The following is a 26,983-nucleotide window of genomic DNA, read 5'->3' on the forward strand; positions in this document are numbered from 1 at the left end:
GCGGTAAGCGTCAGCCGCTCGCCGGTGCCGACGAGCTTGTCGCCATCCATCGCCGTATATTCGAGCTCGATGCCCGAGACTTTGCCGCCTTCGGCAATGACCCGCTTCGGCTGCAGCCAGTGACGGATGGTGACACCGTTGGCGGCGGCGAGATCCTGTTCAAATTCGGAGGCGTTCATGTGCTCTTGGCCACGCCGGTAGCAGATCGTCACCTCTTCGGCGCCGAGCAGCTTGGACTGCACCGCCGCGTCGATCGCCGTCATGCCGCCGCCAATGACGACGACGCGCCGGCCAACCGGCAGGCTGGCAAGGTCGCTGGCCTGGCGAAGCTCGGCGATGAACTCCACCGCATTGGTGACGCCTTGCGCCTCCTCGCCATCGGCGCGCAGCGCGTTGACGCCGCCAAGCCCCATGCCGAGAAACACCGCGTCGTAATTCCTGGTCAGGTCCGACAGCTGGTAGTCACGACCGAGCGCCTTGCCGTTCTGAACCTCGATGCCGCCGATCGACAGGACGTAATCCACCTCGGCCTGGGCGAAATTGTCGATGCTCTTGTAGGCGGCGATGCCGTATTCATTGAGACCGCCGGCCTTCGGGCGGGCCTCAAGGATGGTCACCTCATGACCATGGCGGGCGAGCCGATGCGCGGCGGCAAGCCCCGCCGGTCCGGCGCCAACCACGGCGACCGTCTTGCCGGTCGGCTCAGCGCGCCGGTAAAACTGCTTGTCCTGCGCCATCGCGACATCGGTGGCGTAGCGTTGCAGGCGGCCGATCTGCACCGGCTTGCCTTCGGCCACTTCGCGCACGCAGACCTCTTCGCACAGCGTCTCGGTCGGGCAGACGCGGGCGCACATGCCGCCCAAAATGTTCTGGTCGAAAATCGTCTTGGCCGAGCCGATCGGATTGCCGGTCGATATCTGGCGGATGAACAGCGGGATGTCGATCGAGGTCGGGCATGCATTCATGCACGGCGCGTCATAACAGAAATAGCAGCGATCGGACTCGACCAGCGCCTCGTGATGATCGAGCGGCGGATGCAGGTCGGAAAAATTATCCGCATATTGCTCAGGCGAAAGCCGGCCGCCGGCAATGCCCTGCTTGAAATGACCAGTCGCCATTCCGCTTCCCCATTTCTTGTGGTTTTGAGGAAGGCTAACACGTTTTGATTTTTTATCAATTGGTCAATTTTCGATGCAAGCCGCTGAAAAGGCTTGATAAAAACATGATAGATATACTCATGTTTTTATTTCACGCGCGATCACTGTGCAGACAGGAGGCCCATTCCGGGGGCACGGCCGTGAATCGACCTGATCTCGTTCGCGACCAGTTCCTGCAGCCGCCACAAATTGCGATCGCGAATGCCGAATTCTTCCAGATGATGGACGGTGTTGTAGAGATATTCCGCGCCGGACCCGACATGCCCGCACGCCCGCGCCAGCACTTGTGCTACCTTCTCAAGCGGCTGGTTGAGCGACGTGCCCCTGCCGGTCACACCCACCCAGAAGCCCAGCGCCCTTAGCCTGCCTTGAGCCGTATGCACGGGAAGCCACCTGACTGAGCCGATACTCTCGTGATCGCTGATCTCGCGCCGCAGCAATCTTTCGATCTGCAGCGGTTTTTCGCCTTCCGGCAAGCGGTAGATCACGCCGTTGCACCGCCCGCCCCGTTCGAGCGCCATCATCAAGCCCGGCTGCTCGGCACTGCCGCGCCAACGGACCATGTCGAGGCAAAAAGATCGATGCCAGCCGAAAGCGGTGGCGCGCTGCTGTTCGACGGACTCGAAGGCCGGCTTCCAGATCAGCGAGCCATAGGCGAACACCCATAGCGGTCCCTCGTCCGCCTCGCCTGACAGCCGGGAGGCAAGCGTCTGGAAATCCTCATCGGTCAGTTGCGTCCAGCTTCCATCGGGACCGGGATCGGCCTCCTCCCGATGGCATAGCGCGACAAGCTCTGAAGTGAGCGACATCCGGCGCATGGATCAACAACCCTCGTTGGCGGCAAGCAAAGTCGAAAACCGCGACCTGCGCAAGATTACGAATGAGGGGCGCCTTGCCGCCATCGATTTCTGGCCCAGATGTCGGATTTCCGTCGCCAAGATCGTCCTAGGATGGATCGAACCACAATCCACAACTGGAAACCGCCCACGACTGGAAACATAAGGAGCACGAAAATGCCAAAGTCCCCGATGCCCTTTTTCTGGTACGAACTGATGACCACCGATCTCGACGCCGCCGAAGCGTTCTACACCGCTGTCGTTGGCTGGAAGGCGCAGCCCTTCGACGGCGCGCCCGGCATGCCGCGCTATATCGTCATGAATGTCGGCGAGCGCGGCGTTGCCGGGCTGATGGCGCAGCCGGACGAAGTGCGCAAGATGGGTATGCCGCCGGCCTGGATCGGCTACATCCACACCAGGGATGTCGATGCCTCGACAAAATCGTTGAAGGAGGCCGGCGGTACAGTTCATCGCGAACCCGATGACATTCCGGGCGTCGGCCGCTTTGCCGTCGTTGCCGATCCGCAAGGCGCGGCCTTCAACTTCCTGCAGCCGGATGGCCCCGACCAGCCGCCGCTGCCATTGGCGACGCCCGGCAATATCGGCTGGCATGAGCTCTATACGACCGACTGGCAGGCCGCGTTCGATTTCTATGCCGGGCAATTCGGCTGGACCAAGGGCGAGGCCATGGATATGGGGCCGATGGGCACCTACCAGCTCTTCGCCGCCGGCGGCGAGCCTATTGGCGGCATGATGAACAAGCCCGAGCAGATTCCGGTGCCGGCCTGGCAGTTCTATTTCAATGTTCCGGCCATCGACGCGGCGGCCAAGCGCGTGACCGACAATGGCGGCAAGATCCTGATGGGCCCGATGGAGGTTCCCGGCGGCGGTTGGATCGTGCAGTGCACGGATCCGCAAGGCGCTCATTTCGCGCTGATGGCGCCGGTGCGGTAGGCGTCCTGACCAACCGAGTGCTGCCGCTGGATCATTCCAGCGTCAGCACCGCAACTTTTTGGTGCTGCTGAGTTGGACGGCTATGTGTCGTTCGGCGACGGCAAGAATTGGGGAGCGCGAGTTAGCGAAAGAGCTTCGGGGAGCCGGAGGTACCATTCGATCCGGGCGACGTTCTTAGAGCAATTCCAGGAAAGTGCGTAGCGGTTTTCCGTCCGGAATTGCGTAAGAACAAATACTTAGAGCGGTTCGGCGATTCTATCAAAAGCTGAACCGCTCTAGGCGAAATCTATCGTGCCCATGGCGGAGGCTCGCCCGTATTTCGCGCTGATCGCGCCGGGACACTGAACCAGCCCGATACCTATCAAAATTGAACAGCCGCACCGCACCGTTGGTGCGATGCGAGCAGATGAATTGCCTCAGGGCGCAAAGTCATTCCGGCGCCAGTACAGCAATCTTGAGGGTCTCTTTCTTGGCGCCGCTGAGTTGGATGGTCGCCGGGCCGGCGGCCGGCTTGAAGCGCACGCTCTTGCGTATCCCGGGACAGGTCTTCATACCACTGAAACCCGCCAACTTCACGGCTTTGCCGTCCTGAACGACATCGACCCAGGCCTCATCGGACAGGCTGATCTGGAGTTCTCCCTCCGGGGGCACGGCCACGCTTGCCATCGCGCCGAATGTACCGGCTGCCGGCGCGCGTTCCGGCGGAACGGTGAAGCTGATCGTGTCGACCGGCACCAACGCCACATCTGCAGCCTCGCCGACCGAAAGGTCAGCGCCAGACTGCGCGGCGGGCGCCACCGCAAACAAGGCCTCCTCGCGCGTCACCGGCCATTTAAAAGCAGCACAACCGGTGTCGTCGGCGATGGCGACGCTGGTGCCTGCAACGACGGCGAATAGGCTGACGACGACTTTTCTCATGGCAAACGGAACCCACATGGTTGGAGTGTCTGGCTATCAATACAACTATAGCGATTTTATACAACCATAGCGAGAAAAATATTGAGGGACGAGGAACATTTCCAATCACCGATTGTTGATGGCAGGCCGTGCGAAGTGAATGGTCCCTTGCCGGGCGATAATCTATGGCCAGTTCGGGGTAAAATGGAGCTTCGATGAAGCTTTTCGACGGTCTCGCCAGATATCAGCGGCAGGCTCTGGCTGTGCTTCGCATCATGACCGCGCTGCAGTTTATGGAACACGGCACCCAGAAACTGTTCAATTTTCCCGTCAGCGATCATGCCGGCGCCCTGAGCGGCCTATCGCTGACCGCGGGCATTCTCGAATTCGCTGGCGGCATCCTGCTGGTATTGGGGCTGTTCACCAGGCCGGTCGCGTTCCTTCTCAGCGGCGAGATGGCGATCGCCTATTTCATGGCGCACATGCCAAGCGGCTTTTTCCCGGTCAACAATGGCGGCGATGCGGCAATCTCCTTCTGTTTCATCTTCCTCTATCTGGTGTTCGCCGGTCCCGGCGCTTTTGCGCTGGACAACCGCCGCAGCGCTTGAGGCGCCGACAAGCGGCGCCTTCACCCCCGCATCCGCTCGAGATTCGCGTCGAACAGCGGCGACGGCTGCACGCGCGCGCGATAGCGCTTACCCAGAAGCTCGATCTCGAAGCCGTCGGCCTCGTCGGCGATCTCCTTCGGCACATAGCCCATGGCCACGGACGCCTTCGAATGGTGCGCGTAGCCGCCTGACGTGACCCAGCCGCGCACGGCGCCGTCGAACCAGATCGGCTCGTCGCCGATGACGTCGGCGTCGGCCGCATCGACGACAAAGGCGCGCAGCCGCAGCTTGCCGCCTTGCTGGCGCTCGGCGAGTGCCGCTTGCTTGCCGACAAAATCGGTTTCTTTCCCGTAGGCGACGAAGCGATCGAGACCGGCCTCCAGCGGCCCGTAGATCGGCCGGTATTCGCGCGCCCACGAGCCGTAGTTCTTTTCCAGCCGAAGCGCGTTGAGCGCGCGCGAACCGAACAGGCCGAGGCCAAATTCTTCACCCGCTGCCATCAGGGTCTGGTACGCCGCGCGCTGATATTCCGGCGCCACCCAGATCTCGTAACCGAGATCGCCGGTGTAGCTGACGCGGCCGACCAGGCACGGCGCCATGCCGATATCCATCTTGCGGATGGCCATGAACGGAAACGCCGCATTGGCGACATCTGCCCGCGTGACCTTTGCCAGGAGTTCCCGCGCATTCGGTCCAGCGATCGACAGGCCCGTCAGCTTCGCCGCCAGCGCCTCGACACGAACCGAGCCGTCCTGCGGCAGATGCGCCTCGAACCAGCGCATGTGATACTGCTCGGCAATGCCGGAGCCGGCGAGAAACCAGCCCTCCCCGTTGGAATTGGGACTGTCGAGATTGGCCAGCGAGAAATCGCCGATCAGCCTGCCGTCTTCCTTCAGCATCGGCGCCAGCGTCATGCGGCCGGGTCTTGGCAGCTTGCAGGCAAGCAGGCGGTCGAGCCAGACCGCAGCGCCCTCGCCGGTCACCCTATATTTGGCGAAGTTCGAAATTTCCGACAGGCCGACACTTGTCCGCACCGTTCTCACCTCGTTTGCGACATGCTCAAAATCGCTTGAGCGCCGCCACGAGAACTCATCTTTGACGCCCTCGGGCGCATACCAAAGCGGCACTTCCAGTCCAAAGGCCACGCCCCATTGCGCGCCCTTGGCCGACAAGAGGTCGTAGACCGGCGTGGTCTTGAGCGGCCGCCCGGCAGGCAGCTCCTCATTGGGGAAGCGGATGGAAAAACGCCGCGAATAATTCTCGCGCACCTTGGCATTGGTGTAGGCCATCGTTGCCCAGTCACCATAGCGCGACACATCCATCGCCCAGATGTCGGCGCCGGGGTCGCCCTCGATCATCCAGTTCGACAGTGCGAGGCCAACACCGCCGCCCTGCGAAAAGCCGGCCATGACGCCGCAGGCGACCCAGAAACCAGGCAGGCCGCGCACCGGCCCGACCAGCGGGTTGCCGTCCGGCGCGAAGGTGAAGGGACCGTTGATGATCTGCTTGATGCCAGTGTTCTGGAAGGCCGGGAAATGCCTGAAGCCGACCTCCAGCGATGGCGCGATGCGGTCGATGTCGGGCTCCAGCAGTTCGTGGCCGAAATTCCACGGCGTCGAAAATTCGGACCATGGCTTGTTGGCCTTCTCGTAAGTGCCCATCAGCATGCCGCCGCGCTCCTGGCGCAGATAGAGCTCGCCGTCGAAATCGACCGCATGGATGATCTCCGTGCCGGTCTTCTGGTTCCAGGCGGCAACCTCCGGCATGTCCTCGGTGATCAGATACATGTGCTCCATGGCCAGCACCGGCAGCTCCAGCCCGACCATGCGGCCGACCTCGCGCGCCCACAGGCCGCCGGCATTGACGACATGCTCGGCCACCACCTCGCCTTTGTTGGTGATGACGCGCCACAGCCCGTCGGCGCGGCGCACGATGTCCTTGACCTTGGTGAAGCGCTCAACCTCGGCGCCAAGTTTCCGCGCGGCTTTGGCATAGGCATGGGTGACACCCGAGGGATCGAGATGGCCATCCTCCTTGTTGCGGACGGCGCCGACGAACTGCTTCGGGTCGAGCAGCGGCATCAGCTCGGCCGCTTCGTTAGGCGAAATCTCCTCGAGGTCGATGCCGAGATAGCGGCCTTTGGCGACAACGCCGCGCAGCCAGTCGAGCCGCGCCTCGGTCGCCGCCAGAAGCACGCCGCCGGTCAGATGCACGCCGGTCGCCTGGCCGGACAGCTCCTCGATCTCCTTGTAGAGCGAGATCGTGTATTTCTGCAGCTTGGCGACGTTGGGATCGCCATTGATCGTGTGCATGCCGCCGGCCGCATGCCAGGTCGAGCCGGAAGTCAGCTCGTCACGCTCCAGAAGCACGATGTCGGTCCAGCCGTGACGCGCCAGATGGAACAGCACGGAACAGCCGACGACACCGCCGCCTATGACCACGACCTTTGCATGCGATTTCATGGGTTTTCTCGTTATTTCAATGAGTTGGAGGGGAACGATGAATCGGGACGGGAGGAGCCAAGCCACCCCTCTCTGTCCTGCCGGCCATCTCCCCCTCAAGGGGGGAGATCAGCAGCGACGGCGCCGCCATGCTTCTTTCAACGTTGGTGATTGGCGAAGGAAAACGTGACAGCCAATCTCCCCCCTTGAGGGGGAGATGTCCGGCAGGACAGAGAGGGGTATACGAGCGCAAACCTGTGGCCATCACGGCTCACCCGCCCCAATCGCTTCCTTGCGCTTCGCCACATACGCCTCCAGCGCCTCGCGCACAGAAATATCCATCGTCGGCTCGACATAATCTTCCAGCGCTTTCTTCCACAGCCGCGTTGCGCGCGCCGTGGCGTCGAGCCCGCCGGCCTCTTGCCACGCCTCGTAGTTCTGCCAGTTGGAGAGCATTGGCTGGTAGAAGGCGGTGGCGTAGCGCTCCAGCGTGTGCGGCTCGCCGAAGAAATGGCCGCCGGTCGGCACAGCACCCAGCGCCTCGACGGCGAGTTCCGCCTCGTTGACTTCGATCGGGCGCAAAAATTCCATCATGTGCTGGATCATCTCGACGTCGATAATGAACTTCTCGAACGACGCGGTCAGCCCGCCTTCCTGCCAGCCGGCTGCGTGGTAGACGAGATTGCCGTGGCCGAGCACCGCGCCCCACAGCGCCATCAGCGTCTCATAGGCGCCTTGCGCGTCGGCGGCGTTGGAGGCCGAACCCGGCGTTGTCCGGTAGGGCAGTCCGTAACGCCTCGCCAACTGCCCGGAAGCGATGTTGGCCTTGGTGTTCTCCGGCGTGCCGAAGGCCGGGGCGCCGGACTTCATGTCGACATTGGATGTGAAGGCGCCATACATGACCGGCGCGCCGGGTCGGACAAGCTGCGTCAAGACCACGCCGAACAATGCCTCGGCGTTCTGCTGCGCGAGCGCGCCGGCAAGCGTCACCGGGCTCATCGCGCCCATCAGCGTGAACGGCGTCACCGCGACCGACTGGCCGAACTCGGCCATGGTCATCAGGCCTTCGGCCATCATCTCGTCGAAGCGGCGCGGCGAGTTGACCGAGATGATGGTGGTGACGCCGGGATCATCGCGCATCTCATCAAGCGTCAGCCCTCGCGAAATCGCCATCATTTCGATGCCGTCGAGCGCCCTGCCCCGGCCGATCGCCGAGACGTGAAAACTTTTGTCGGTCAGCGTCAGATTGGCGAAGTAGGTGTCGAGATGGCGTGAATTGGCCGGCAGGTCGACAGGCGCGCAGACCTGATTGCCCAGCATGTGGATGCAGTTGAAATGCTGCGCCAGCCGGGTGAGATCGTCATAGTCGCGCAAGTTTCCGGCGCGGCGGCCACGTTCCATGTCATGCACATTGGGCGGTCCGGCGACCAGAGTGAAGTTGATGGTGTTGCCGCCGAGATGGACGGTATGGGCCGGGTTGCGCGGCGTAAGCCGGTAGCTCGACCGCGTCGTCTTCAGTGCCTCGTCGACCATGCCCCGGTCGATGCGGATTGTCATCGGCGCATGATCGACCTTGGCCCCGGCCTTCTCGAACAGCGAAAGCGCTCGCGGGCTCATCACCTCGATGCCGAAATTCTCCAGAATGTGCATCGACGCCTGGTGGATCGCCTCGATCTGGTCGGCCGAAAGCATCGCCATTGGCGGATAGGGATTGGTGACGCGCCGCAGCGGCAGTTGCGGGATGGCAACCGGTCCCCTGTTGCTGGTTCGCTCGGCGCCGCGCTTGCGTCTCGGTTCGGTCATGCGGCGCATCAAAGCGCCGGCACGAGGATCGGGCTGTCAGAAATCCGCCACCTTCGGGCGTGATTTTAGCCAAGGCGGCATTTTGGGAATTTCATTCCAACAAAAGCGACAGAAAACGTCGGAATATCCATCCTCGCTGTGCCCCGGCCAAAGCAGCCGATGAGCCGTTAAGAAACGCCGCAAGATTCCCTTTATGTTTTCGGCCTAATCCTCCTCCGATGCGTAGGTCAAGTTTTAGTAAAATTGTAGCTGTTACCGTGCTGCTCGTGCTGTCGGCCTGCGCGACGCCGCCGAGCCATATCAACGATGTCTGCGCCGTCTTCGACCAGAATGACGGTTGGTTTGACAACTGGCAGGCAGCGGCCGAACGCGCCGAGCAGAAATACGGTGTGCCAGTTCCTGTGCTGATGGCGACGGTGCGCAAGGAATCCGGCTTCAAGAGCAATGCCAGGCCGCCGCGCACCAAGCTTCTCGGCTTCATTCCCTGGAAACGTGTCTCCAGCGCCACCGGCTTCTCGCAGGCGCTCGACGGCACCTGGGCGCAGTACCAGAGCGAGACGGGCAGCTGGGCGGCGCGCCGCACCAGGTTTGCCGATGCCGTCGATTTCGTCGGCTGGTACCATTCCAAGACATCAGACACGCTCGGCATCGCCCGCAACGACACCTATAATCTCTATCTAGCCTATTATCTCGGCTGGACAGCCTACGGCCGCGGCAATCGCGGCGACGCCGGCGTGCAGCGCTACGCGCGGGCCACCGAGCAGATGGCGCAGGACTACGCCGCGCAGCTACGCCAGTGCGCGCGTTGACGGCGCCACGGATCTAACCCTCCGTCAGCTTCGGCCGCTTTCCATGTGGACGCTTGGGCGGGGTGCCGGCAAAGCCCGGACCCACACCTTGCGGCGCGTCGTCCGGCACGCCTTCATTGGCGGCATGCTCCTTGTCGAACTTGATCACCGGCTCCATTTTCGCCAGCACATCGTCGGCAAGCCAGCACAGGCTCATATGGCCGTCGCCGAGATGCTTGACCGGCGGCACCTGCGTCTCGCAAAGATTGTCCGGCACCAGCTTCTTGTAGCCGCATCGCGTCTGGAACGGACAGCCGGTCGGCGGGTTCATCGCTGACGGAATGTCGCCCTCCAGCACGATGTGCTTCTTGATCACACTGGTGTCGGCGATCGGGATCGCCGACAGCAGCGCCTCGGTATAGGGATGATAGGGCGGCGAAAAGATCTGGTCGGTCGTGCCCTGCTCGACGATATAACCGAGATACATGACGACGACCCGGTCGGCGATGTAGCGCACCACCGACAGATCGTGGCTGATGAACAGCATCGTCGTCTTGTTCTTGCGCTGGATGTCCATCAAAAGCTCGGTCACCGCCGCCTGCACCGACACGTCGAGCGCCGAGACCGGCTCGTCGGCTACCACCACCTTGGCGTCGCCGGCAAAGGCCCGCGCCACGCCGATGCGCTGCTTCTGGCCGCCGGAAAGCTGGCGCGGCTTGCGGGTCTCGAACGCCCGCGGCAGCTTCACCAGGTCGAGAAGCTCCAGCATGCGCTTGCGGCGGTCGGCGACGGTGTTGCCGACGTTGAACTTTTCCAGCGTGCGGATGATCTGCGAGCCTACCGAGTGGCTGGGATTGAGCGTGTCGAACGGATTCTGGAACACCATCTGGATCGACGACACCGTCTCGACGCTGCGCTTCTCGATGCCGGTCGACTCGATCCGCTTGTTGCCGAGCGTCACAGTGCCGGAGCTTGCCGTCTCCAGCCCGAGCAGCACCTTGGCCAGCGTCGACTTTCCGCAACCGGACTCGCCGACGATGGCGACGGTCTCGGATTCGCGTGCCATGAAGGAGATCGTCTCGTTGGCCTTGACGACGCGGCCTTCGCTTGACCCGAACACTTCGCTGCCGCCGACCTTATAGTATTTCCTGAGGTCCTCGATCTTGAGCACCGGCGCGCCGGGCTCGACGCGCTCGTTGACCTTCTTGGCGCCGGGCGGCAGCGCTTCCCAGTCGATCTCGTTGAAGCGCACGCAGCGCGAAAAATGGCCTTCATGGCCGTCGACAGCGATCATCGGGATTTCGGCGGCGTTGCAGACGCCCTCGACGAAATGGTGGCAGCGGGGGCCGAAATTGCAGCCCTTCGGCCGCTCGTGCGGCAGCGGCAGTTGCCCCGGTATAGAGATCAGAGGCCGAGAATTCTTGTCGGCGCCGGGCAGCGGGATCGAGCGGAATAGGCCTTGCGTGTAGGGATGGCGCATTCGGTCGAAGACGTCCTTGATCTTGCCGGTCTCCACCGCTTCGCCCGAATACATCACCGTGATGCGGTCACAGGTTTCCAGGATCAGGCCAAGATTGTGCGACACGAAGATCATCGAGGTGCCGAACTTCTCGCCGAGCCCCTTGACCAGGTCGACGATGCCGGCTTCCACCGTCACGTCGAGCGCGGTCGTCGGCTCGTCGAGCAGGAGCAGCGCCGGCTTCGACAGCAGCGCCATGGCGATGACGATGCGCTGTTGCTGGCCACCGGAAAGCTGGTGCGGAAAGGAGCGCATCATGCGCTCGGGATCGGGCAGCCTGACCGAGCGCACCATTTCCAGCGCGCGTTTATAAGCCTCTTCCTTCGACACTTTGTCGTGGATCAGCGGCACTTCCATCAGTTGCTGGCCGACCTTCATCGCCGGGTTCAGACTGGCCATCGGCTCCTGGTAGATCATTGCGATCTTGTTGCCGCGGATGGCGCGCAGTTCCTCGTCGGACAGGTCGCCCATGTCCTTGCCCTGGAATTTTATCCGGCCGCCGACGATCTTTCCGATGTTGGAGAGGTCGCGCATGATGCCGAGCGACACGGTCGACTTGCCGCAGCCGGATTCGCCGACGATGCCCATCGCTTCGCCGGGCATGACCGTGCAGGAGAAGTCCATAACGGCCGGTATCTCACCCTTGCGGGTGAAGAAGGAGATCGACAGGTTCTCGATCTCGATGATCGGCCCATTGGTCGGCTTGGCGGGATTTCGAACTGCCTCATTCATGGGTCGCTCCAATCCTGGTTCTTCTAAGTAGGGTCGAAGACCCGTCCATCAATCTTTCATCGATTGTTCACGCAGCGAGTCTGCCAGGAGATTAAGGCCCAGCACGAACGACATCAGCGCGATCGTCGGCGGCAGCGCCGGATGGATGAAGGACCGCAGCAGCCGGCTGGCATCCTTGATCGCGGTGCCCCAGTCCGGGCTCTCTGGCGCCAGCCCCAAGCCGAAATAGCCGAGCGTGCCGAGCAGGATCGTGGTGTAGCCGATACGAAGGCAGGCATCGACGATCAGCGGCCCGCGCGCATTGGGAAGTATCTCCCACAGCATGATGTACCAGGGCGATTCACCGCGCGTCTGCGCCGCCGCCACATAGTCGCGCGTTTTGATGTCCATGACCAGGCCGCGCACGATGCGGAACACGCCGGGGCTGGACGCGAACACCACCGCCACGAAGATGTTGAGCTGGTTGGGATCAATGTGGATGATCCTGAACGGGTCGGCGTCGAAGACGAGGCCGGCGTAGACCCAGCCGCCAATGATCAGCGTCAGCCCCAGGAGGATGTACAGGCGGTCGGGCCGCTTCTTGTAGCGCGTCCAGAATAGCACGCTGAAGAAGATGATCGGGAACAGGAAGAACAGGCCGGCCATCATGTAGGGAATCGGTGTCTCCATGATGCCCGGCGTCACCAAGAGGTAGAACAGGAGGATCACCGGGAAGGCGAGCACCAGATTGGCGAGGAAGGACAGCACGGTGTCGATCCTGCCGCCGTAATAGCCGGCCGGCAGGCCGAGCGTGATGCCGACCATCAGCGCGAAACCGGTCGCCGCCGGCGCGATGATCAGCACGATCTGGCTGCCATAGACCATGCGGCTGAACACGTCGCGGGCAAGCTTGTCGCCGCCGAACAGGTAGACAAGTCCGGATTGCGGCTCGACCGCGCCCGGCAGCGCGTCCTTCATGATCGGGATCTGGACAAGCGGATTGAAGGGCGAGATGGTCGACGCGAAGATCGCCGTGAACAGCCAGAATAGGCAGATGCCGACGCCGACGATGCCGACGCTACTGTCGAACAGCTGACCGTAGAGGCCAAGCCTCTTCTTGTAGGCGAAGCTCGCCCCCATCACCAGGACGAGAGCGATCCAGACCGGCCAGAAACGCGCAAGCACGCCAAGCACCACGTTGAAGGCGCCGATATATTCAAGCTGCATCCGCCCGATCCCCTATTGAACTCTGATACGCGGATTGAGAAACGCATAGCCGACATCGGAAATGAGCTGCGTGATCAGGACGATGAACACCGAGACCAGGGAGCAGCCGAGCAAAAGATCGATGTCGTTGTTGCCGGCCGCCTCGACCAGCGTGTAGCCGAAGCCTTGATAGCGGAACATCACCTCGACGATGACGACGCCGGTGAGCAGCCAGGGAAATTGCAGCATGATGACAGTGAACGGCGCGATCAGCGCGTTGCGCAGCGCGTGCTTGACCACGACGCTGCCGAAGGAGAGGCCCTTCAACCGGGCGGTGCGGATATATTGCTGCGTCATCACCTCGACCATCGAGGCGCGGGTCATGCGGGCGATGTAGCCGATACCGTAGATCGCCAGCGTCATGACAGGCAGCGTGAAGTTGTAGAAGGTGATGCCCCGGCTGGCCGAAGCCGCCGAACCGTTCAGCAGGCCGAGCCATGAGGCGAAGATGACGGTAAAAATGACGCCCGACACATATTCGGGCGTCGCCGTCGAGGCGATCGAGGCGACGGACAATGTCCGATCGGTTCGCGACCCCTCGCGCATGCCGGCGAGGATGCCGATCAGAAGCGAAATCGGCACCATCACCACAAGCACCCAGAACATCAGGATGCCGGTGGCGCCGAGCGCCGGGAAAAGCTTCGACGCGACCGTCGTCTTGAACTTGGTCGAGCAGCCGAAATCGCCCTGCAACACGCCGGAGAACGTCGGCTCGACAGGATCGTTGCAGAAGGAAAAACGTCGCCCGGGCTTGCCCGTTGCCGGGTCTGTGACCGGCTGCTTGGGCACGACACCCAGCCATTGGCCGTAGCGGGAGAAGAAATTCTGGCGGTAGCCATGATTGACCAGCCAGCTTTCGAGCTGCTCGGCCGAGGTGTGCATTTCGGTCTGGCTAATCGCCAGCTTTTTCAGATTGGGGTCGAGATTGATCAGGAAGAACACGACCAACGTCAGGCACAGCATCGTCAATGCCATGGTGCCGAGGCGTCGAAGGATGAAAGAAAGCATGGCGGTCCCCTGCCGGTCTGGTTGGGGTTGAGGCCGGCTTGGAACCAGCTCAGCCGCTATCGGCGGAGCTGGCTGTCAAACGGACCCTCAGAATGCGATCAACCCTGTCTTATTGCACGCCCTCATCCGAAGAGTTTGCGCTTTTTTGCTGCGCCGACTTTCGGTTGTGGGATCATGCATGGCGTGGGTGGAAGGGGCGAACCGCCCCTTCCACGATCGATCCGATCAGGCCTCGTCGAGCCAGACCTTGCCGTAATCGCGCTCGAAGGTCGGGTGCATGGCGTAGTTCTTAACCGCCGCGACCGAATGGCTGTACAGCTTGCGCCAGTAGGGCTGGATGATGATGCCGGAATCCTGCAGGATCTGCTCGATGTCCTTCATCATCTCCTTGCGCTTGGCGGCGTCGGCGACCGAAAGCGCGGCGTTGAGCTTGGCATCCCACTCGGGATTCGACCAGGCAGTTTCGTTCCAGGCTTCTCCGGTGCGGTAGCCGATCGCCAGAACCTGGACGCCGAGCGGCCGCATGTTCCAGTTGGTCATCGACAGCGGATACTTCGTCCAGTCGTTCCAGAACGTCGAACCCGGCAGCACCGTGCGCTTCACCTTGATGCCGGCGTCGCGCATCTGCGCGGCGATCGCATCGCCGGTGTTCTTGTGCCAGTCTTCGTCGACCGTGATCAGCTCGTGCTCGAAATCGGCCTGCCCGGCTTCCTCCATCAGCGCCTTTGCCTTAGCCGGATCGCGGGCAATCTTCGGCAGCTCGTAATATTCCGGATGGATCGGGGCGACATGGTGGTTTTCGGCGACAGTACCGGCATCGCCACCCCCCAGCTGGAGCACGACAGCGTTGTCGACTGCGAGCTGCAGCGCGTTGCGGACCTTCTGATCATCATAAGGCTTGTTGGCCACGTTGGTGCGGCAGACGATGGTCGCTGCGGTGACCACCTCGTACTTGACCAGGTCGACACCGTCGAGGATCGACACATAGTCGGCTGACGTCTCGAAATTGGTATGGACCTCTCCCGATTCGAAGGCGCTGACCGTGGCCGCCGGATCGGTGCCGTAGTCGATGAACTCGATGCCGTCGAGAAAGACCTCGCCGTCCCACCACTTGTTGTCTTCGCGGCGCTTGTAGACGACTTTCTGGCCGACATCGTAGGAGACGAGCTCGAAGGGGCCGGTGCCGATCGGGCAGGCTTTGAAATCGCCACCCTTTTCGTCGAAGGTCTTGTGGACGACGAGACCGGGATAGTCGCACACGTTGGGGATGAGGGCGATATCCGGCGTGCTGAGCTTCAGCTTCACCGTCAAATCGTCGACCTTGGTGACTGCGCTCTCATCCAGCTTGTCGTCCTTGACCAGCGAGCCGAGACGGCCGGGCATGGAATTGCCTTCGGCCTTCTTGTCGGCCCAACGCTTGAAGTTGAAGATGACATCGTCTGCGGTGAACGGATCGCCGTTGTTCCAGGTGACGCCCTTGCGCACATGCAGCGTGTACTCGGTGGCATCGTCGTTGACGTCCCAGCTCTCGAGCAGGTAGGGGCGGAACGTGTATTCGTTTGTGTACTTGACCAACGGCTCGAGCGCCTGGCGCTCGGCATTAGCGATTTCCGACCAGTCGGCCTTGCGCGGATCCTTCGGATCCTTGATCCACATAGCGACCTTCAATATGCCGCCCTTCTTGCCCTCCACGTCCTGCGCTCTCGCCGGCGTCGGGTCGGCGAGGCCGAGCATGCCATAGGCCATCGCCGTGGACGCGCCGAAGACGCTGGCCAAAGCGAGAAACTCGCGGCGATCGACACGTCCGGCCCTGGCTTCTTCGGCCATTACGTGGATGTGATCCGGAACGCGATCGCCATTACTCTTGTAGATTGTCATCACGAACTCCCATTGTTGGCTTTCTGCCTTTTACCATTCCGCATCCGGGCCATGATGTCAAAAACGGCACGGATTGGGAACATGCCAAGGAATGTGCAACTTTGGAAGGGAAGCAGTTCGCGTGATAACGACAGTCTTGGCGCAAAATTGCTATTGCCCGGCAGATTTCGCTCGAATATCCGGCATCGATTAAACTGAGACATTCACTACAGGGCCGCGCGTCCTCGTGGACGCGCAAAGGACGCTGTAGCGCTTTGATTTTGCGCATAATCTTTTGCCGAAAATCGATTTCGATTTTCGGGGTCATGCGCGAAGGTCTGCACGGCGCCAGTTGATCGCGGATGTCGTGCAAAAACGGCGGCGGCGGCAGGCTTCAGTACTCGCGCTCGTAGAAAACGCCGCCCTTGGCTTCGCCGGCGTCGGTGGCCTCGCCGCGCAATTTGACGCCGCGCCCGACGTCGAGATCGATCGCCGCCTTGCCCGAACCCGGCTTGTCGCCTTTCTGGATCGTCACATAGGTGCGGTCGTTGAGATATTTGCCGGCCGAGACCGCGGTGCCGCCCTCCTCGTCCGTGATGACGTCGAGATCGTCGACGCCGATCGCGCTGCGCAGGTTCTGGAGCAGCGACGTCGAGCCGCCGACACCGGCCAGTTGCGCGGCGGCTTCGGCAAGCTGGGCGATCTGCAGCGGCGACAGGTTCGACATCGAGCGGCCGAAAATCAGTTGCGCCAGAACCTCGTCTTCCGGCAGCGCCGGCACCGACGAGAAATTGAATTTCGGATTGGTCGCCTCGCCCGATACCACGATGGTGACGGTGGCGCTGCTCGTCGTCGATGTCGCTGTGAGGTTGAGATAAGGCACCAGAGACCCTGAAAAGCCGACCGTGCCTTCGGTGAAGGTCAGCCGCTTGGCAAGGATCGTCAGCCGCCCGCGCTGCAAGGTGAAGGTGCCGACCGCTTGCGGCGACGACGCCGGGCCGGTCAGCCGCAGCGAGCCGCCAAGCTCGGCATCGACGCCCCTGCCCTGGATGAATATCTGGCTCGGCGCGTTGACCGTGACATCAAGATTGAGGCCGCTGCCACCGCTGCTGCCGCTCGCCGTCGCCGGGCGCAACGCCTTGTCCTGCGCGCGCACGGCGGCCGGTGCATTCTTGTGCTTGACGTCGAGCGCCGCCAGCGAGCCCGGCAGTTTTTCGGGAACGGTGATGACGGTCTTGGCCAGGTTGACCGTGCCCGAAATCACCGGCGCCGATGCGAGCGGACCCCTGATAGTCAGGTCGCCGCCGAGATTGGCGGTGACCACCCTGCCGTCGGTGTAGCGGCCGTCGACGAGCTTGACCGTCAGGTCGGCCGGAAAACCTTGCGCCGGAACGATGCCGACGGTGCCGCTGGCAGACAGGCTGCCGCGCGTCGACAGCGTGCCGGTCAGGCGGTTGATTCTGGCGACGCCGCCGCCGATTGCGACATCGGCGGCGATATCGTTGATCGCAAGGCCCGAGCGTGCATCGATCAAACGGGCACCTGACGTGCGGACCGTGCCTGAGATCACCGGCGATGTCGCCGGGCCGCGCACCTGCAAATTGACGTCGGCCGTGCCGCTCAAGGACAGGCCTTGCGCAGCGAGTGTCCGAGTGAGGAAGGCGAACGGCACCTTGCCGGAGAAGTCGAGATCAAGGGGGGGCGTGCCTGATGTCGTCATCGTGCCGCCGCCCTTGAGACCGAGGCCGGCGCCGTCGCTCATGTCGGCGTCGAAGGCCAGTCTGTTGCCCGAATATGTGCCGGAGGACGAAACACCCATGCCGCCGAAACCGGCACCGCGGGTCTGCGACGTCTGGACGCGTGCGGCGTCGATCTTGAAGGCAACGGCCGGATTGGCCGGCGCGCCCGTCACCTTAACCGTGCCCGAGATCGAGCCGGCGGCATCGAGGCCCGGCGAGAAACTGTTGGCGAGCGAGATCGGCACCCGGGCCAGCGTCGCGTTGAGATCGAGCGCCTGCCCAGCTTTGCCCGTGACCGTCGCCGTGCCGCCGCCGAGGTTGAGCACGAGCCTGTCCAGGTTGGTGGTGCCGTTGGCGATGGTGATGGTCGAGGCCTGGGCGATCGCCGCCTTGATGCCACGCATGGTCGCCTCGCCGGAGGTGAGCTCGACCGTCGTCGTGCCACTGGCGATCCTGACGCGGCCGGCGGCCCTGGCCGGAATATCCTTGACGGTGGCGCCGCCGGAAAAGCCGGTCCAGTCGGCCTCGCGCTTGAGGTCGACATCGATGCCGCGAATGACGGTGCCGCCGGAGGTGACGCTGTCGGCACGGATCTTTCCGGAGATCACTGGCGCGGCGAGATAATTGGCGATCTGCGCATCGATTGTGACCGTCTTTGCCGAAAGATCGCCGCGCGAAATCGAAGCCGTCGAAGCCTTGATGGTGACTTCAGGCGCATTGCCGGTCTTCGAGAAGACAATCGTGCCGCGCACGTCGCCTTCCGCCTTTTCCAGCGCAAGCGCTGCGAGCGGTCCGATATCAGGCAGGTCGAGCGCCACGGTGCCATCAGGCACGAAGGCATTATCAAGTGCCAGGTCGCCCGATATCCGGTTCTTGCCGAGCGACAGCAGAAGCCCGTTGATGGCGCGCTTGCCGTCGGACGTCGCCAGCACGGCACTGCCTTGCAGGGCCTGGCCCGCGACATTTCCGGTCAGTTGCACATTCGCCGCCGGGTTGGCGGCATCGGCCTTGCCGGTGGCGGTGAGCCTCAGGCCGGTGATCTCGCGTTCGGCCACCGAAAGCCGGTCGCTGTTGACCGTCAGCGACAGGTCGGGCGCCGTGCTCGCGCCTTGCGCGTTCAGCGCGAAAGCGATGGCGCCCTTGGCATCCCCGGATAGAAGCGAGATGTCGGCCAGCGCGCCCTTGATGTCGGCGGCGAGTTTGTTGTCGGCAAGGCTGGCCTGCCCGTCGGCGGTCAGCGCGCCGGACACCAGCCGGATCGCATTGGCGGTGACATTGCCATTGGCGTCACGCTTCAACGCGGCACTGAGTTCCGTCCGCTCCGCGAGCACACCGCGCGCTGCCGCCGGCAGCGCTGCGGAAGCCGCATCCGCCCTAAGGTTGAGATCGATGGCGCCGTCGGCCAGCGAGACCCTTCCTTTGAAGCCGGTGTTCAGCGCGTCGCCCGTCACCGACCCGCTGTCGATGACGATGGTGTCAGCGGCGAGACTGCCCGCGACCTTGGCGGTGATCTTGCCGGCGATCAGCGGCGCGATGGTCGGATTGTCCAAGCCGATCTTGTCCGCCGTCACTGTGCCGGAGATCGGCCCTGTCCGGCTTTTCACGTCGAAGGCGTCCGAGTGCAATGCCAAGGTGAGCCTCTCGACCTTGGTAAAGTTCGTCGCGACCGAAGGCAGGACAGCGGAGATATCGAGCTTCGGCTGCGTGCCCTGCCCCGCAGCCTTTACCGATAGCGCCTGCAGCTCAAGCTTGACCGGGCTCTCAGTGCTGCCAAGCGCCAACGGCAGGCTCGGGCCGGTCGAGGCTAGGTCGAGCGCAAAATCGCTGGCGCCGTTTGGATTGATAGTGCCGGCGGCCTTGCCCGAAATTTTGTCACCGGCGAGCGTCGCTTGATCGATGGCAATGCCGCCGGCGGCCGAGAAACTGCCTGCCGCATCGACATTGAGCGGACCGAGTCCCGCCTGGCGTGTCTGGCTGGTTTCGGCACCGTTGAGTTGCGCATTGAAACGAATGTCGGGGGCAGCCGACGGTCCCGTCACTTGCGCCGTTCCGCGGAGTGTGCCCGCGGCGTCGAGGCCGGGGGAAAAATCATTGGCAAGGGCGGCCGGCAGCGCTGAAAACTCTGCCGCGAGGTCGAGCGTCTGGCCGGCAGTGCCGGACACGGACACCGATCCGCCGCCGACATCGAGCATCAGCCTCTCAATGCTGGCTGTGCCATTGGCGATGCTCAAGCTCGACGGCTGTGTGATCGCTGCCTTGATGCCGCGGATGGTCGCTTCGCCCGAGGCGATCTCGACGCTGGTCGTGCCGTCCGCGATCTTCACCCGGCCTTCGGCTGTGGCCGGAATGCCAGATACGGTGGCGCCGCCGGAAAACCCGGTCCAGTCGCCGTCACGCTTCAAATCGACCCCGATGCCGCTGATCACGGTGGCCCCGGATGTGACCGTATCGGCCTTGATCGAGCCGGAGATCGCCGGGGCCTTGAGATAGTTGGCGACCAGTGCGTTGACGGCAATGGTCTTCGCCGCCAGATCGCCGCGCGAAATAGACCCGCTCGTCATATCGATCGCAACCATCGGCGCGCCGCCATCATTCGAGAGGCGGATGCTGCCCTGCACGTCGCCCGCCGCCGCCTGACCGGCAAGTGCGGCCAGCGGGCCGATATCGGACGCTTCGAGTGTCAACGTCCCGAGCGGCAGCAAGCTGTCGTCGAGAGCGAGATCACCCGAGATCTTGTTGTCGGCCAGCGACACGCTAAGCCCGTTGATGGAACGCTTTCCGTCACGCGTGACCAGTGATGCCCTGAGATCGAGCGGCTGGTCGTCGACGGATCCGGTCAGTGAGACATCGGCGACGGGGTTGGCGATGTCGGCCTTCCCGGTCGCCGCCAGCTTGATCGTCTTGACCGTATGACCGGACGCCGTCAGGCTGTCGCTGTCGGCCGAGACCGAGAAATCCGGCGCCGTGCGCGCGCCGCTCGCCGTCAGCGCGAAATCGACGGCCCCGCCGACGGGTATGCCAACCATGGGCGACAGCACCGAAACGTCACCGAGCGTGCCCTTGATGTCGGCCTGGATGTCGGTGCCCGTCGCGCTGGCGGTGCCGCTGGCGCTGAGCGTGCCCGAAGTGAATTGCAGCGCATTGGCGGCAAAGGAACCCTGCGGATCGCGGGTCGCCGTCGCCGAGAATGTCACACGCTCGCCGAGAACCGAGCGGATCTGCGGCGGCAGCGCGGTCGAGACGGCATCGGCATTCATCTTGAGCGTCATCGCCAAATCGGCCAGCGTCACCCTGGACGTCACTGAGGCATTGAGCGCGTCGCTGCGCAGCGTGCCTTGATCGACGACGATCTCGGCCTTGCTGACCGATCCGGCGAGGTCCGCTGTCACCCTGCCGGTCACCAGCGGCGCCAGCGTCGCCACGTCCGTGTTCAGGCCACCGGCCGCAAGCTTGATGGTGACCGGTCCGCTGCGGTCCTGGATGTCGAAGCCGTCGGAATGGATTTCAGCCGTCAGATCGTCCACCCGCGTGCCGCCCGCCACCACAGAGACCAGAGACGCGCCGATGTCGACGATCGGCGCCTTGCCGCCGCCGAACGCGCGGGCTGTGGCGCCGGTGATCGCGACGGTCACTGGCTGCGCCGCAGTGCCGAGGCTGAGCACAATCGGCGGACCCTTGGCGGCGAGCTCCACCGAAAGATCGCTGGCGCCATTGGGGTCGATGATGCCCGCGGCGGTGCCATGCACGGCATCGCTGTCGATATTGGCGCGCTCGACTTCGACGCCGCCCGTCACGATCGCGGTTCCGGCGAGGTCGAAGCTGGTTTTGCCGGTAAACAAGGGTTTCAGATTGTCGGGTATGAAGCGCTGGAAGTCGCCATCGCCCTTGGCCTCGACATAGTTGCCCTTGTCGGTGAGCTGGTGGCGGCCGGTGAGTTGGGTGACGATCTGGCCGTCGACGACGAAGGTACCGATGCCGCTCCAGTTGGCGACCGGCCCCGTGCCCGTGACGACGATGTCGACCGGAGGCGTATCCGGCAAATTGAGCAGATTGGCGATGATGCCTCCCGCCGGCTCGGACGCCTTCAGATCGAGGTCGAGCTTGTTGTCGGCGGGCGCAAAATGGATGTTGGCGTCGACCTTGCCTTGCTTGCCGTCGTGGCGGGTGATGTTGAGGTTGGTTTCGAGCGCCAGTGGCGCCGCGTCGGCCTTGAACGCACCCTTGGCCGCCAGCTCTGCGATGCCGCTGCCGGCCAGGGCCTGCCCGAGCGCAATTTCTGGCAGGTCGATCTGCTTGATGTCGAGCGACACCGGCAGTGTGGTGGCACCACCTTGGCTCGGCTGCGTGCCGGCCACCGGCAATCGCGCCAGCTCGATGCGATCGGCGGCGATGCGGCCGGCGCTGAAGCTTTTTGACAGAAGCGCCAGCGGCGACCAGTCGACGGCCACCTTGCGCGCCACCAGCCAGGCGCCCTGGCGATCCTCCAGCACCACGTGGTCGACGGTCAGCGCGCCGGACCAGATGCCGTCGATGCCGCTGACCGTGACCTTCCGGTCATCGGTCGACGCCATGGTCGAGATGAGGCCGGCGAGATTGTCGCGGCCGCGCTCGGTCTTGGTCAGCACGACGAGCGCACCGACCACCGCCGCCACCAGGACGAGCAGCGTGTAAAGGACAATGCGGAGGATGCGCTTGAACATTGTCATCAGAACGCCTGGCCGATGCCGGCATAGATGCCGAAACGCGGGTCGTCGGGACCCCGGTTGAGCGGCACCGCCGCATCCACACGCAGCGGTCCGAACGGCGTAATATAGCGCAGGCCGACGCCGGCGCCGACCTTCATGTCGGAAAAATCCGGGAACTGCTCGGTCGAGACCGTACCGGCATCGACGAACGGCACGACGCCGATCGTGTCGGTGACGGCGATGCGCATCTCGAGCGAGGTCTCGAAGTACGAAAGCCCGCCGATCGGCTCTCCGTCGATGTCCTTCGGACCGATGCCCTGATAGGCATAACCGCGCACCGAGCCGCCGCCGCCGGCATAAAAGCGCCGGTCGGCCGGAACATCCTGAAGGCCGGCACCGATGATCGAGCCGATGGCGACGCGTTCGGCCAAGACGAACTTCGAGGCCGCGTCGATCGACTGATAGGCCGATCCTTCGCCCCTCAGCTTGACGAAGGCCGCACCGTTCAAAATGTCGTAGCTCGGCTCGACATAGGCCAGCGCCCTGAATCCCGTCGTCGGGTTCAGCCGGCTGTCGCGATTGTCGTAGACATATTGCAGCGGAACGCTCGCGATCAGATAGGTGTGCTTGCCGAAGGAATCGGTGATCTTCGAATAGTCGAGCGCGACTTCCGCAGAAACCGTCTGCTGCTTGTCGAGTTCATAGGACAGACCGGTGTTGCCCTTGACCGCGAAATGGTCGTAGGCGTCGGGATGCTCCAATACGGTGTTGACGCCGGCGAAGAATTTTGACGCCGGCCCCACCACGCCCGGCTTTTCGAACATGATGCCGGCATTGTAGTTGAGCTCGGTCAGGTCGTTGCTGCCGATGCCGCTGATTGCGCCCTCGATGCGCAGCTTTTCGGCACGGCCGAACAGATTGCGGTGGCCCCAATAACCTTCGAGGCCGAGCCCCTCGGTGTTGGAAAAGGTGCCGCCAATGCCGAAATAGCGCGGCTTGCGCTCGCTCACTTCGACGCCGATCGGGATGTTGCCGTCGGCGTCGAGACTGTCGGCCTCCTTCAGCGTCACGCTGTTGAAGACTTCCAGCCCGAGCAGCCGGTCGCGCGCCTCGTCGACCTCTTCCGGCGAATATTGGCGGCCGCGCTCCAGGCCGGTCATGTATTCGGTGAAGTCGCGGTCGACTTTTTCGGTGCCCTCGACCGTGGTGTCGCCGTAACCGGCAACCGGTCCGGCCGCCACGGTCAGCGTCACGTCGAGCGTCGAGGTGGCGTGGTCGGCAACGATCTCGCGATCCGTCACATTGGCCAACGGCCTGCCTTCCTCTTTGAGCGCCCGCACGATCGACGCCTCGGCTTTGAGCACGGCACCGGAACCGGCATCGCCGCCGGCGATCAGGCCGAAATTGGCGCCCAGCAGTCCCGCCGCATCGCCCTCCAGCCTGATGTCGCCAAGCGTGAATTTCGGCCCGGTCGCAATGTTGATCACCACCGGAATCGGCTGCGGCCCCGAAAATTCGGCGTCGGGCGGCAAATCATCGAGCGGCTTGCCTTCGATGGTGATGGTGACGACGCCCTCGTAGCGGGCGTCCGCGTAAAGTGCGGCGATAAGCTGATCGCGGTCGCCGCGCGCCTTGGCCAGCAGGCCGAGCGAACCGGAAACCGGGCGTTCTTCGTCGGCCTTCAGTGCCGACGCGTTTTCGAGCTTCTTGACGAGATCCTCGTCGGCGTCGGGCGCCTCGATGGTCACCGCATAGCGCAGCGGATCGACGATATCGGCATCTTCGTCGTCCGACGACCCCCACAGCTTGATGCCGAATATCTCGAAAGCGGCCGCATTTCCGCTCGTGGCAACCAGTGCAGTCGAGCACAGCAAAGCGAAAAGCAGGGCGTGCGAAAGCACGCGCCTTGGCGCGGTTCCTCCCGACATCTGCCTTTCACACGCCGACATTACAACTCTACACTAGCTCCCAAAGCTAAAATTGGAATGAAGTTCTGAATTGCTCGTAAAGGAGCCACAATCCAATTGTCTGAAATGGACAGGGCTTGGAATTCACACCTTCTGCGTCGCCGCAAGAAAGCGTGATCCCTGTCCTATGGAGGTACTACCGGCCATCGGCCGGAAAGGAAACCGTTGGCAGGCGGAACCTGCCGCGTCCTCGCGTTGACAAGCTGGACTGAAGCTTGAACATGTCTGGACGTTAGAGCGAGGTGCGTCCACTCGGAAGCACAAAGTACGCTCTAAGACTTTGAAGTGACGCATCGTGCTTTCCGAAAATCGATTCCGATTTTCGGGCCGATGCGTAAGCAGTGTCTGGAGGGGTATTATGGCAATGCGCGCGGCTCGTGGTCTGTCGATCCTTTTCCTTTTCTTTTTCGCCTGGGGCGGTATCGCGCAAGCGGCCGAAGCACGCCGGGTGGTGACATCGGACAATTCCGATTATTTCGGTTTCGATCTCAGATCTGACCAGAATGTCAGCCTCGACCAGTGCAAGACGACATGTCTCGGCGATCCCGCCTGCCGCGCCTTCACCTACAACCCCAAGGCTAAATGGTGTTTTCTCAAATCCGACTATAACACGCTGAAACCCTTCAACGGCGCCGTCGCCGGCAAGGTCGTCAACATCGATGGCGACCCCGATATCGGCGCGCCGCCGGACCTCGCCTTCTTCCCCGCCTGGATGGCCGACCAGGCCCAGCAATACCGCAACAGGCTCACCGGCCCGGCCTATACCAAGCCTACCGATGGGCTGGCGGCGCTGAAGCAGGCGGCGCAACAAGCATCGCAGACCGGCGACCGCCGCTCGGCCATGCAAAAATACGAGGCTTTGGTTTCGGTACTGCCCGACGACGGCCAGCTCTGGCTTGAACTGGCGCGGGAAACGCTCGCCGTGCCGCCGGCCGCCAACAGTGCGGAGGCGTCCACACTGCCGGCGAATGCCACCTCCGCCGCCTTCAACGCCTACAAACTGCTGCGCACCACAAAAACGCGCGCCGAAGCGCTGGCACTGCTTGGCGACGGGCTCGACCGCCGCGACCTCTCCCGGCCGGCCCTGCAGGCCTACGAAGCGAGCCTCGCGCTGGTCAATTCGTCTTGGGTCACGGCCGCCTATCAAGACCTCAAGGCCCGCAAGGGCTTCCGCATCGTCGATCACACGGTCGACGCCGACACCAGCGCGCCGCGCATCTGCGCGCAGTTTTCCGAGGATCTGGTCAAGACCGGCGTCGACTACTCGCAATTCGTCACCGTCGACAACGCCGCCCCCAAGGGCGTCGAGGCCAAGGACAAGCAGATCTGCGTCGAAGGGCTTGAGCATGGCCAGCATTACCACGCGACCTTCCGCCCCGGCCTGCCGGCCGCCATCGGCGAGGTGATCACCGCACCGGTGGTGCTGTCGATCTATGTGCAGGACCGCGCCCCGTCCGCCCGTTTCACCGGCGACAGCTTTGTGCTGCCCGCCGGCGCGCGCCGCGGCATCCCGGTCGTCACCGTCAACATGAACGCCGCCGAAATGAAGCTCTATCGCATCGGCGACCGCTCGCTGACCCAACTTCTTTCGGGCTACCAGTTCCTGCGCCAGCTGGACGGCTACGACATCTCCAACATTTCCGATCAGATGGGCGAGCCGGTCTGGCAAGGCCAGCTCGACATCGCCAGCGACCTGAACAAGGAAGTCACCACCTCCTTCCCGGTCGACGAGGCGCTGCCGCTGCGCAAGCCCGGTGTCTATGTGCTGACCGCACAACCGATCGACGAGAATGACGACGACTATGATTCCCGCGCCACGCAATGGTTCGTTGTCTCCGATATCGGCCTGTCGACCTATACGGGACAGGATGGATTGAACGTCTTTGCCCGTTCGCTCGGAACCGCCAAGCCGATCGCGGGTGCTGAACTGACGCTGCTCGCCAGGAACAATGACATCCTCGGCACCGCGACCACGGACGCGGAAGGCCGTGCCGTCTTCAACCCCGGCCTGACGCGCGGCGACGGCGGCATGGTGCCGGCCGTGCTGACGGCGAAACAGGGCGACAACGACTTCGTCTTCCTCGACATGGGCCGCGCCGGCTTTGACCTGTCCGATCGTGGCGTCACCGGGCGTCCGGCGCCGGGCGCGCTCGACGTCTATGCCTGGACCGAACGCGGCATCTACCGCGCCGGCGAGGACGTCCATGTCGCAGCGCTTGCCCGCGACGGCGCTGCCAAGGCGGTCGAGAACCTGCCGCTGACCTTCATCTTCACGCGTCCCGACGGCGTCGAGAACCGCCGCATCGTCAGCGACGGCGCATCGGCCGGCGGCCATGCCGTCAACCTGCCGCTCGAACCCAATGCCATGCGCGGCACCTGGACGGTGGCGATCCACACCGACCCCAAGCAGGCGGCGGTCGCCAGCCACATGTTTCTGGTCGAGGATTTCGTGCCGGATCGCATCGAGTTCGACTTGTCCTCCGACAAGCAGGAGATCGCGCAGGGCGAAACAGCCAACGTCACCGTCGACGGCCGCTTTCTTTATGGCGCGCCGGCCGCCGGGCTGGCGCTCGAAGGCGAGCTGACGCTGTCGACCACTCGCGACTGGGACCGTTTCAAGGGCTACTCCTTCGGCCTCGCCGATGAGCAGTCGGCGGAACCGTCGGTCACGCCGTTCACCGGGCTGCCGGTGGTCGGCGAGGCCGAAGGAGTAGCCCTTGAAACGGTCCCAGTCGCGAGTGGTCGAC

Annotated in this window: 15 protein-coding genes; 4 read left to right on the forward strand and 11 right to left on the reverse strand. The window is 63.3% G+C overall.

The genetic code is table 11. The features are described 5' to 3' along the window. Window positions 1-1,118 (reverse strand): NAD(P)-dependent oxidoreductase (locus tag EOC93_RS22100; RefSeq protein ID WP_164759231.1); only part of this gene is annotated, 1,118 nt, incomplete at its 3' end. A 140-nt stretch (window positions 1,119-1,258) separates the two neighbouring features. Then, window positions 1,259-1,975, reverse strand: a complete 717-nt coding sequence (locus EOC93_RS22105; protein WP_095482901.1) for a gamma-glutamylcyclotransferase — start codon at window positions 1,973-1,975, stop codon at window positions 1,259-1,261. A 195-nt stretch (window positions 1,976-2,170) separates the two neighbouring features. Here EOC93_RS22105 and EOC93_RS22110 point away from each other — a divergent pair, with 195 nt between their 5' ends. After that, a complete protein-coding gene (locus EOC93_RS22110) occupies window positions 2,171-2,947 on the forward strand; it encodes a VOC family protein (RefSeq protein WP_127205697.1) in 777 nt (258 codons plus the stop codon). Window positions 2,948-3,376: 429 nt separating this feature from the next. Here EOC93_RS22110 and EOC93_RS22115 read toward each other — a convergent pair whose 3' ends face one another. Then, a complete protein-coding gene (locus EOC93_RS22115; protein WP_245461510.1) occupies window positions 3,377-3,865 on the reverse strand; it encodes a hypothetical protein in 489 nt (162 codons plus the stop codon). A gap of 194 nt (window positions 3,866-4,059) precedes the next feature. On the opposite strand from EOC93_RS22115, the gene EOC93_RS22120 reads away from it, so the two are divergent. Beyond that, window positions 4,060-4,452 (forward strand): DoxX family protein, encoded by a 393-nt coding sequence (locus tag EOC93_RS22120; RefSeq protein ID WP_095482903.1) that lies wholly within the window; start codon window positions 4,060-4,062, stop codon window positions 4,450-4,452. A gap of 20 nt (window positions 4,453-4,472) precedes the next feature. Here EOC93_RS22120 and EOC93_RS22125 read toward each other — a convergent pair whose 3' ends face one another. Then, window positions 4,473-6,914 carry an FAD-dependent oxidoreductase gene (locus tag EOC93_RS22125; RefSeq protein WP_127205699.1) on the reverse strand — a complete coding sequence of 814 codons (2,442 nt, stop codon included), beginning with the start codon at window positions 6,912-6,914 and terminating at the stop codon, window positions 4,473-4,475. Between the two features lie 243 nt (window positions 6,915-7,157). Then, complete coding sequence (locus EOC93_RS22135) at window positions 7,158-8,696, reverse strand: trimethylamine methyltransferase family protein (protein ID WP_158302498.1); 1,539 nt, start codon at window positions 8,694-8,696, stop codon at window positions 7,158-7,160. Between the two features lie 218 nt (window positions 8,697-8,914). Here EOC93_RS22135 and EOC93_RS22140 point away from each other — a divergent pair, with 218 nt between their 5' ends. After that, the gene (locus tag EOC93_RS22140) at window positions 8,915-9,505 is read left to right on the forward strand and encodes a transglycosylase SLT domain-containing protein (protein ID WP_095482907.1); all 591 of its coding nucleotides are present in this window, start codon (window positions 8,915-8,917) and stop codon (window positions 9,503-9,505) included. Between the two features lie 13 nt (window positions 9,506-9,518). On the opposite strand, the gene EOC93_RS22145 is transcribed toward EOC93_RS22140, so the two are convergent. From EOC93_RS22145 to EOC93_RS22170, 6 genes are all read right to left on the reverse strand, one after another. Further along, the gene (locus tag EOC93_RS22145; RefSeq protein ID WP_127205701.1) at window positions 9,519-11,735 is read right to left on the reverse strand and encodes an ABC transporter ATP-binding protein; all 2,217 of its coding nucleotides are present in this window, start codon (window positions 11,733-11,735) and stop codon (window positions 9,519-9,521) included. 48 nt (window positions 11,736-11,783) lie between these two features. Continuing rightward, window positions 11,784-12,941 (reverse strand): ABC transporter permease, encoded by a 1,158-nt coding sequence (locus EOC93_RS22150; protein WP_095482909.1) that lies wholly within the window; start codon window positions 12,939-12,941, stop codon window positions 11,784-11,786. Window positions 12,942-12,953: 12 nt separating this feature from the next. Next, window positions 12,954-13,988, reverse strand: coding sequence for an ABC transporter permease (locus EOC93_RS22155; RefSeq protein WP_095482910.1), 1,035 nt, complete (start codon window positions 13,986-13,988; stop codon window positions 12,954-12,956). 225 nt (window positions 13,989-14,213) lie between these two features. After that, the gene (locus EOC93_RS22160) at window positions 14,214-15,866 is read right to left on the reverse strand and encodes an ABC transporter substrate-binding protein (protein WP_127205702.1); all 1,653 of its coding nucleotides are present in this window, start codon (window positions 15,864-15,866) and stop codon (window positions 14,214-14,216) included. Window positions 15,867-16,239: 373 nt separating this feature from the next. Further along, window positions 16,240-22,290, reverse strand: a complete 6,051-nt coding sequence (locus EOC93_RS22165; protein WP_127205703.1) for a translocation/assembly module TamB domain-containing protein — start codon at window positions 22,288-22,290, stop codon at window positions 16,240-16,242. Next, window positions 22,290-24,218: an autotransporter assembly complex family protein gene (locus EOC93_RS22170; RefSeq protein WP_127205704.1), complete on the reverse strand. Its 1,929-nt coding sequence runs from the start codon at window positions 24,216-24,218 to the stop codon at window positions 22,290-22,292. Before EOC93_RS22170 ends, EOC93_RS22165 begins: the two co-directional genes overlap by 1 nt. Window positions 24,219-24,594: 376 nt before the next feature. Between EOC93_RS22170 and EOC93_RS22180 the strand changes: the two genes are divergently transcribed. Next, window positions 24,595-26,983 (forward strand): MG2 domain-containing protein (locus EOC93_RS22180; RefSeq protein WP_245461511.1); only part of this gene is annotated, 2,389 nt, incomplete at its 3' end.

Origin of the sequence: Mesorhizobium sp. M6A.T.Ce.TU.002.03.1.1 (genome assembly GCF_003997275.1) — a bacterium.
In the GTDB taxonomy this organism is placed as follows: Bacteria; Pseudomonadota; Alphaproteobacteria; order Rhizobiales; family Rhizobiaceae; genus Mesorhizobium; species Mesorhizobium mediterraneum.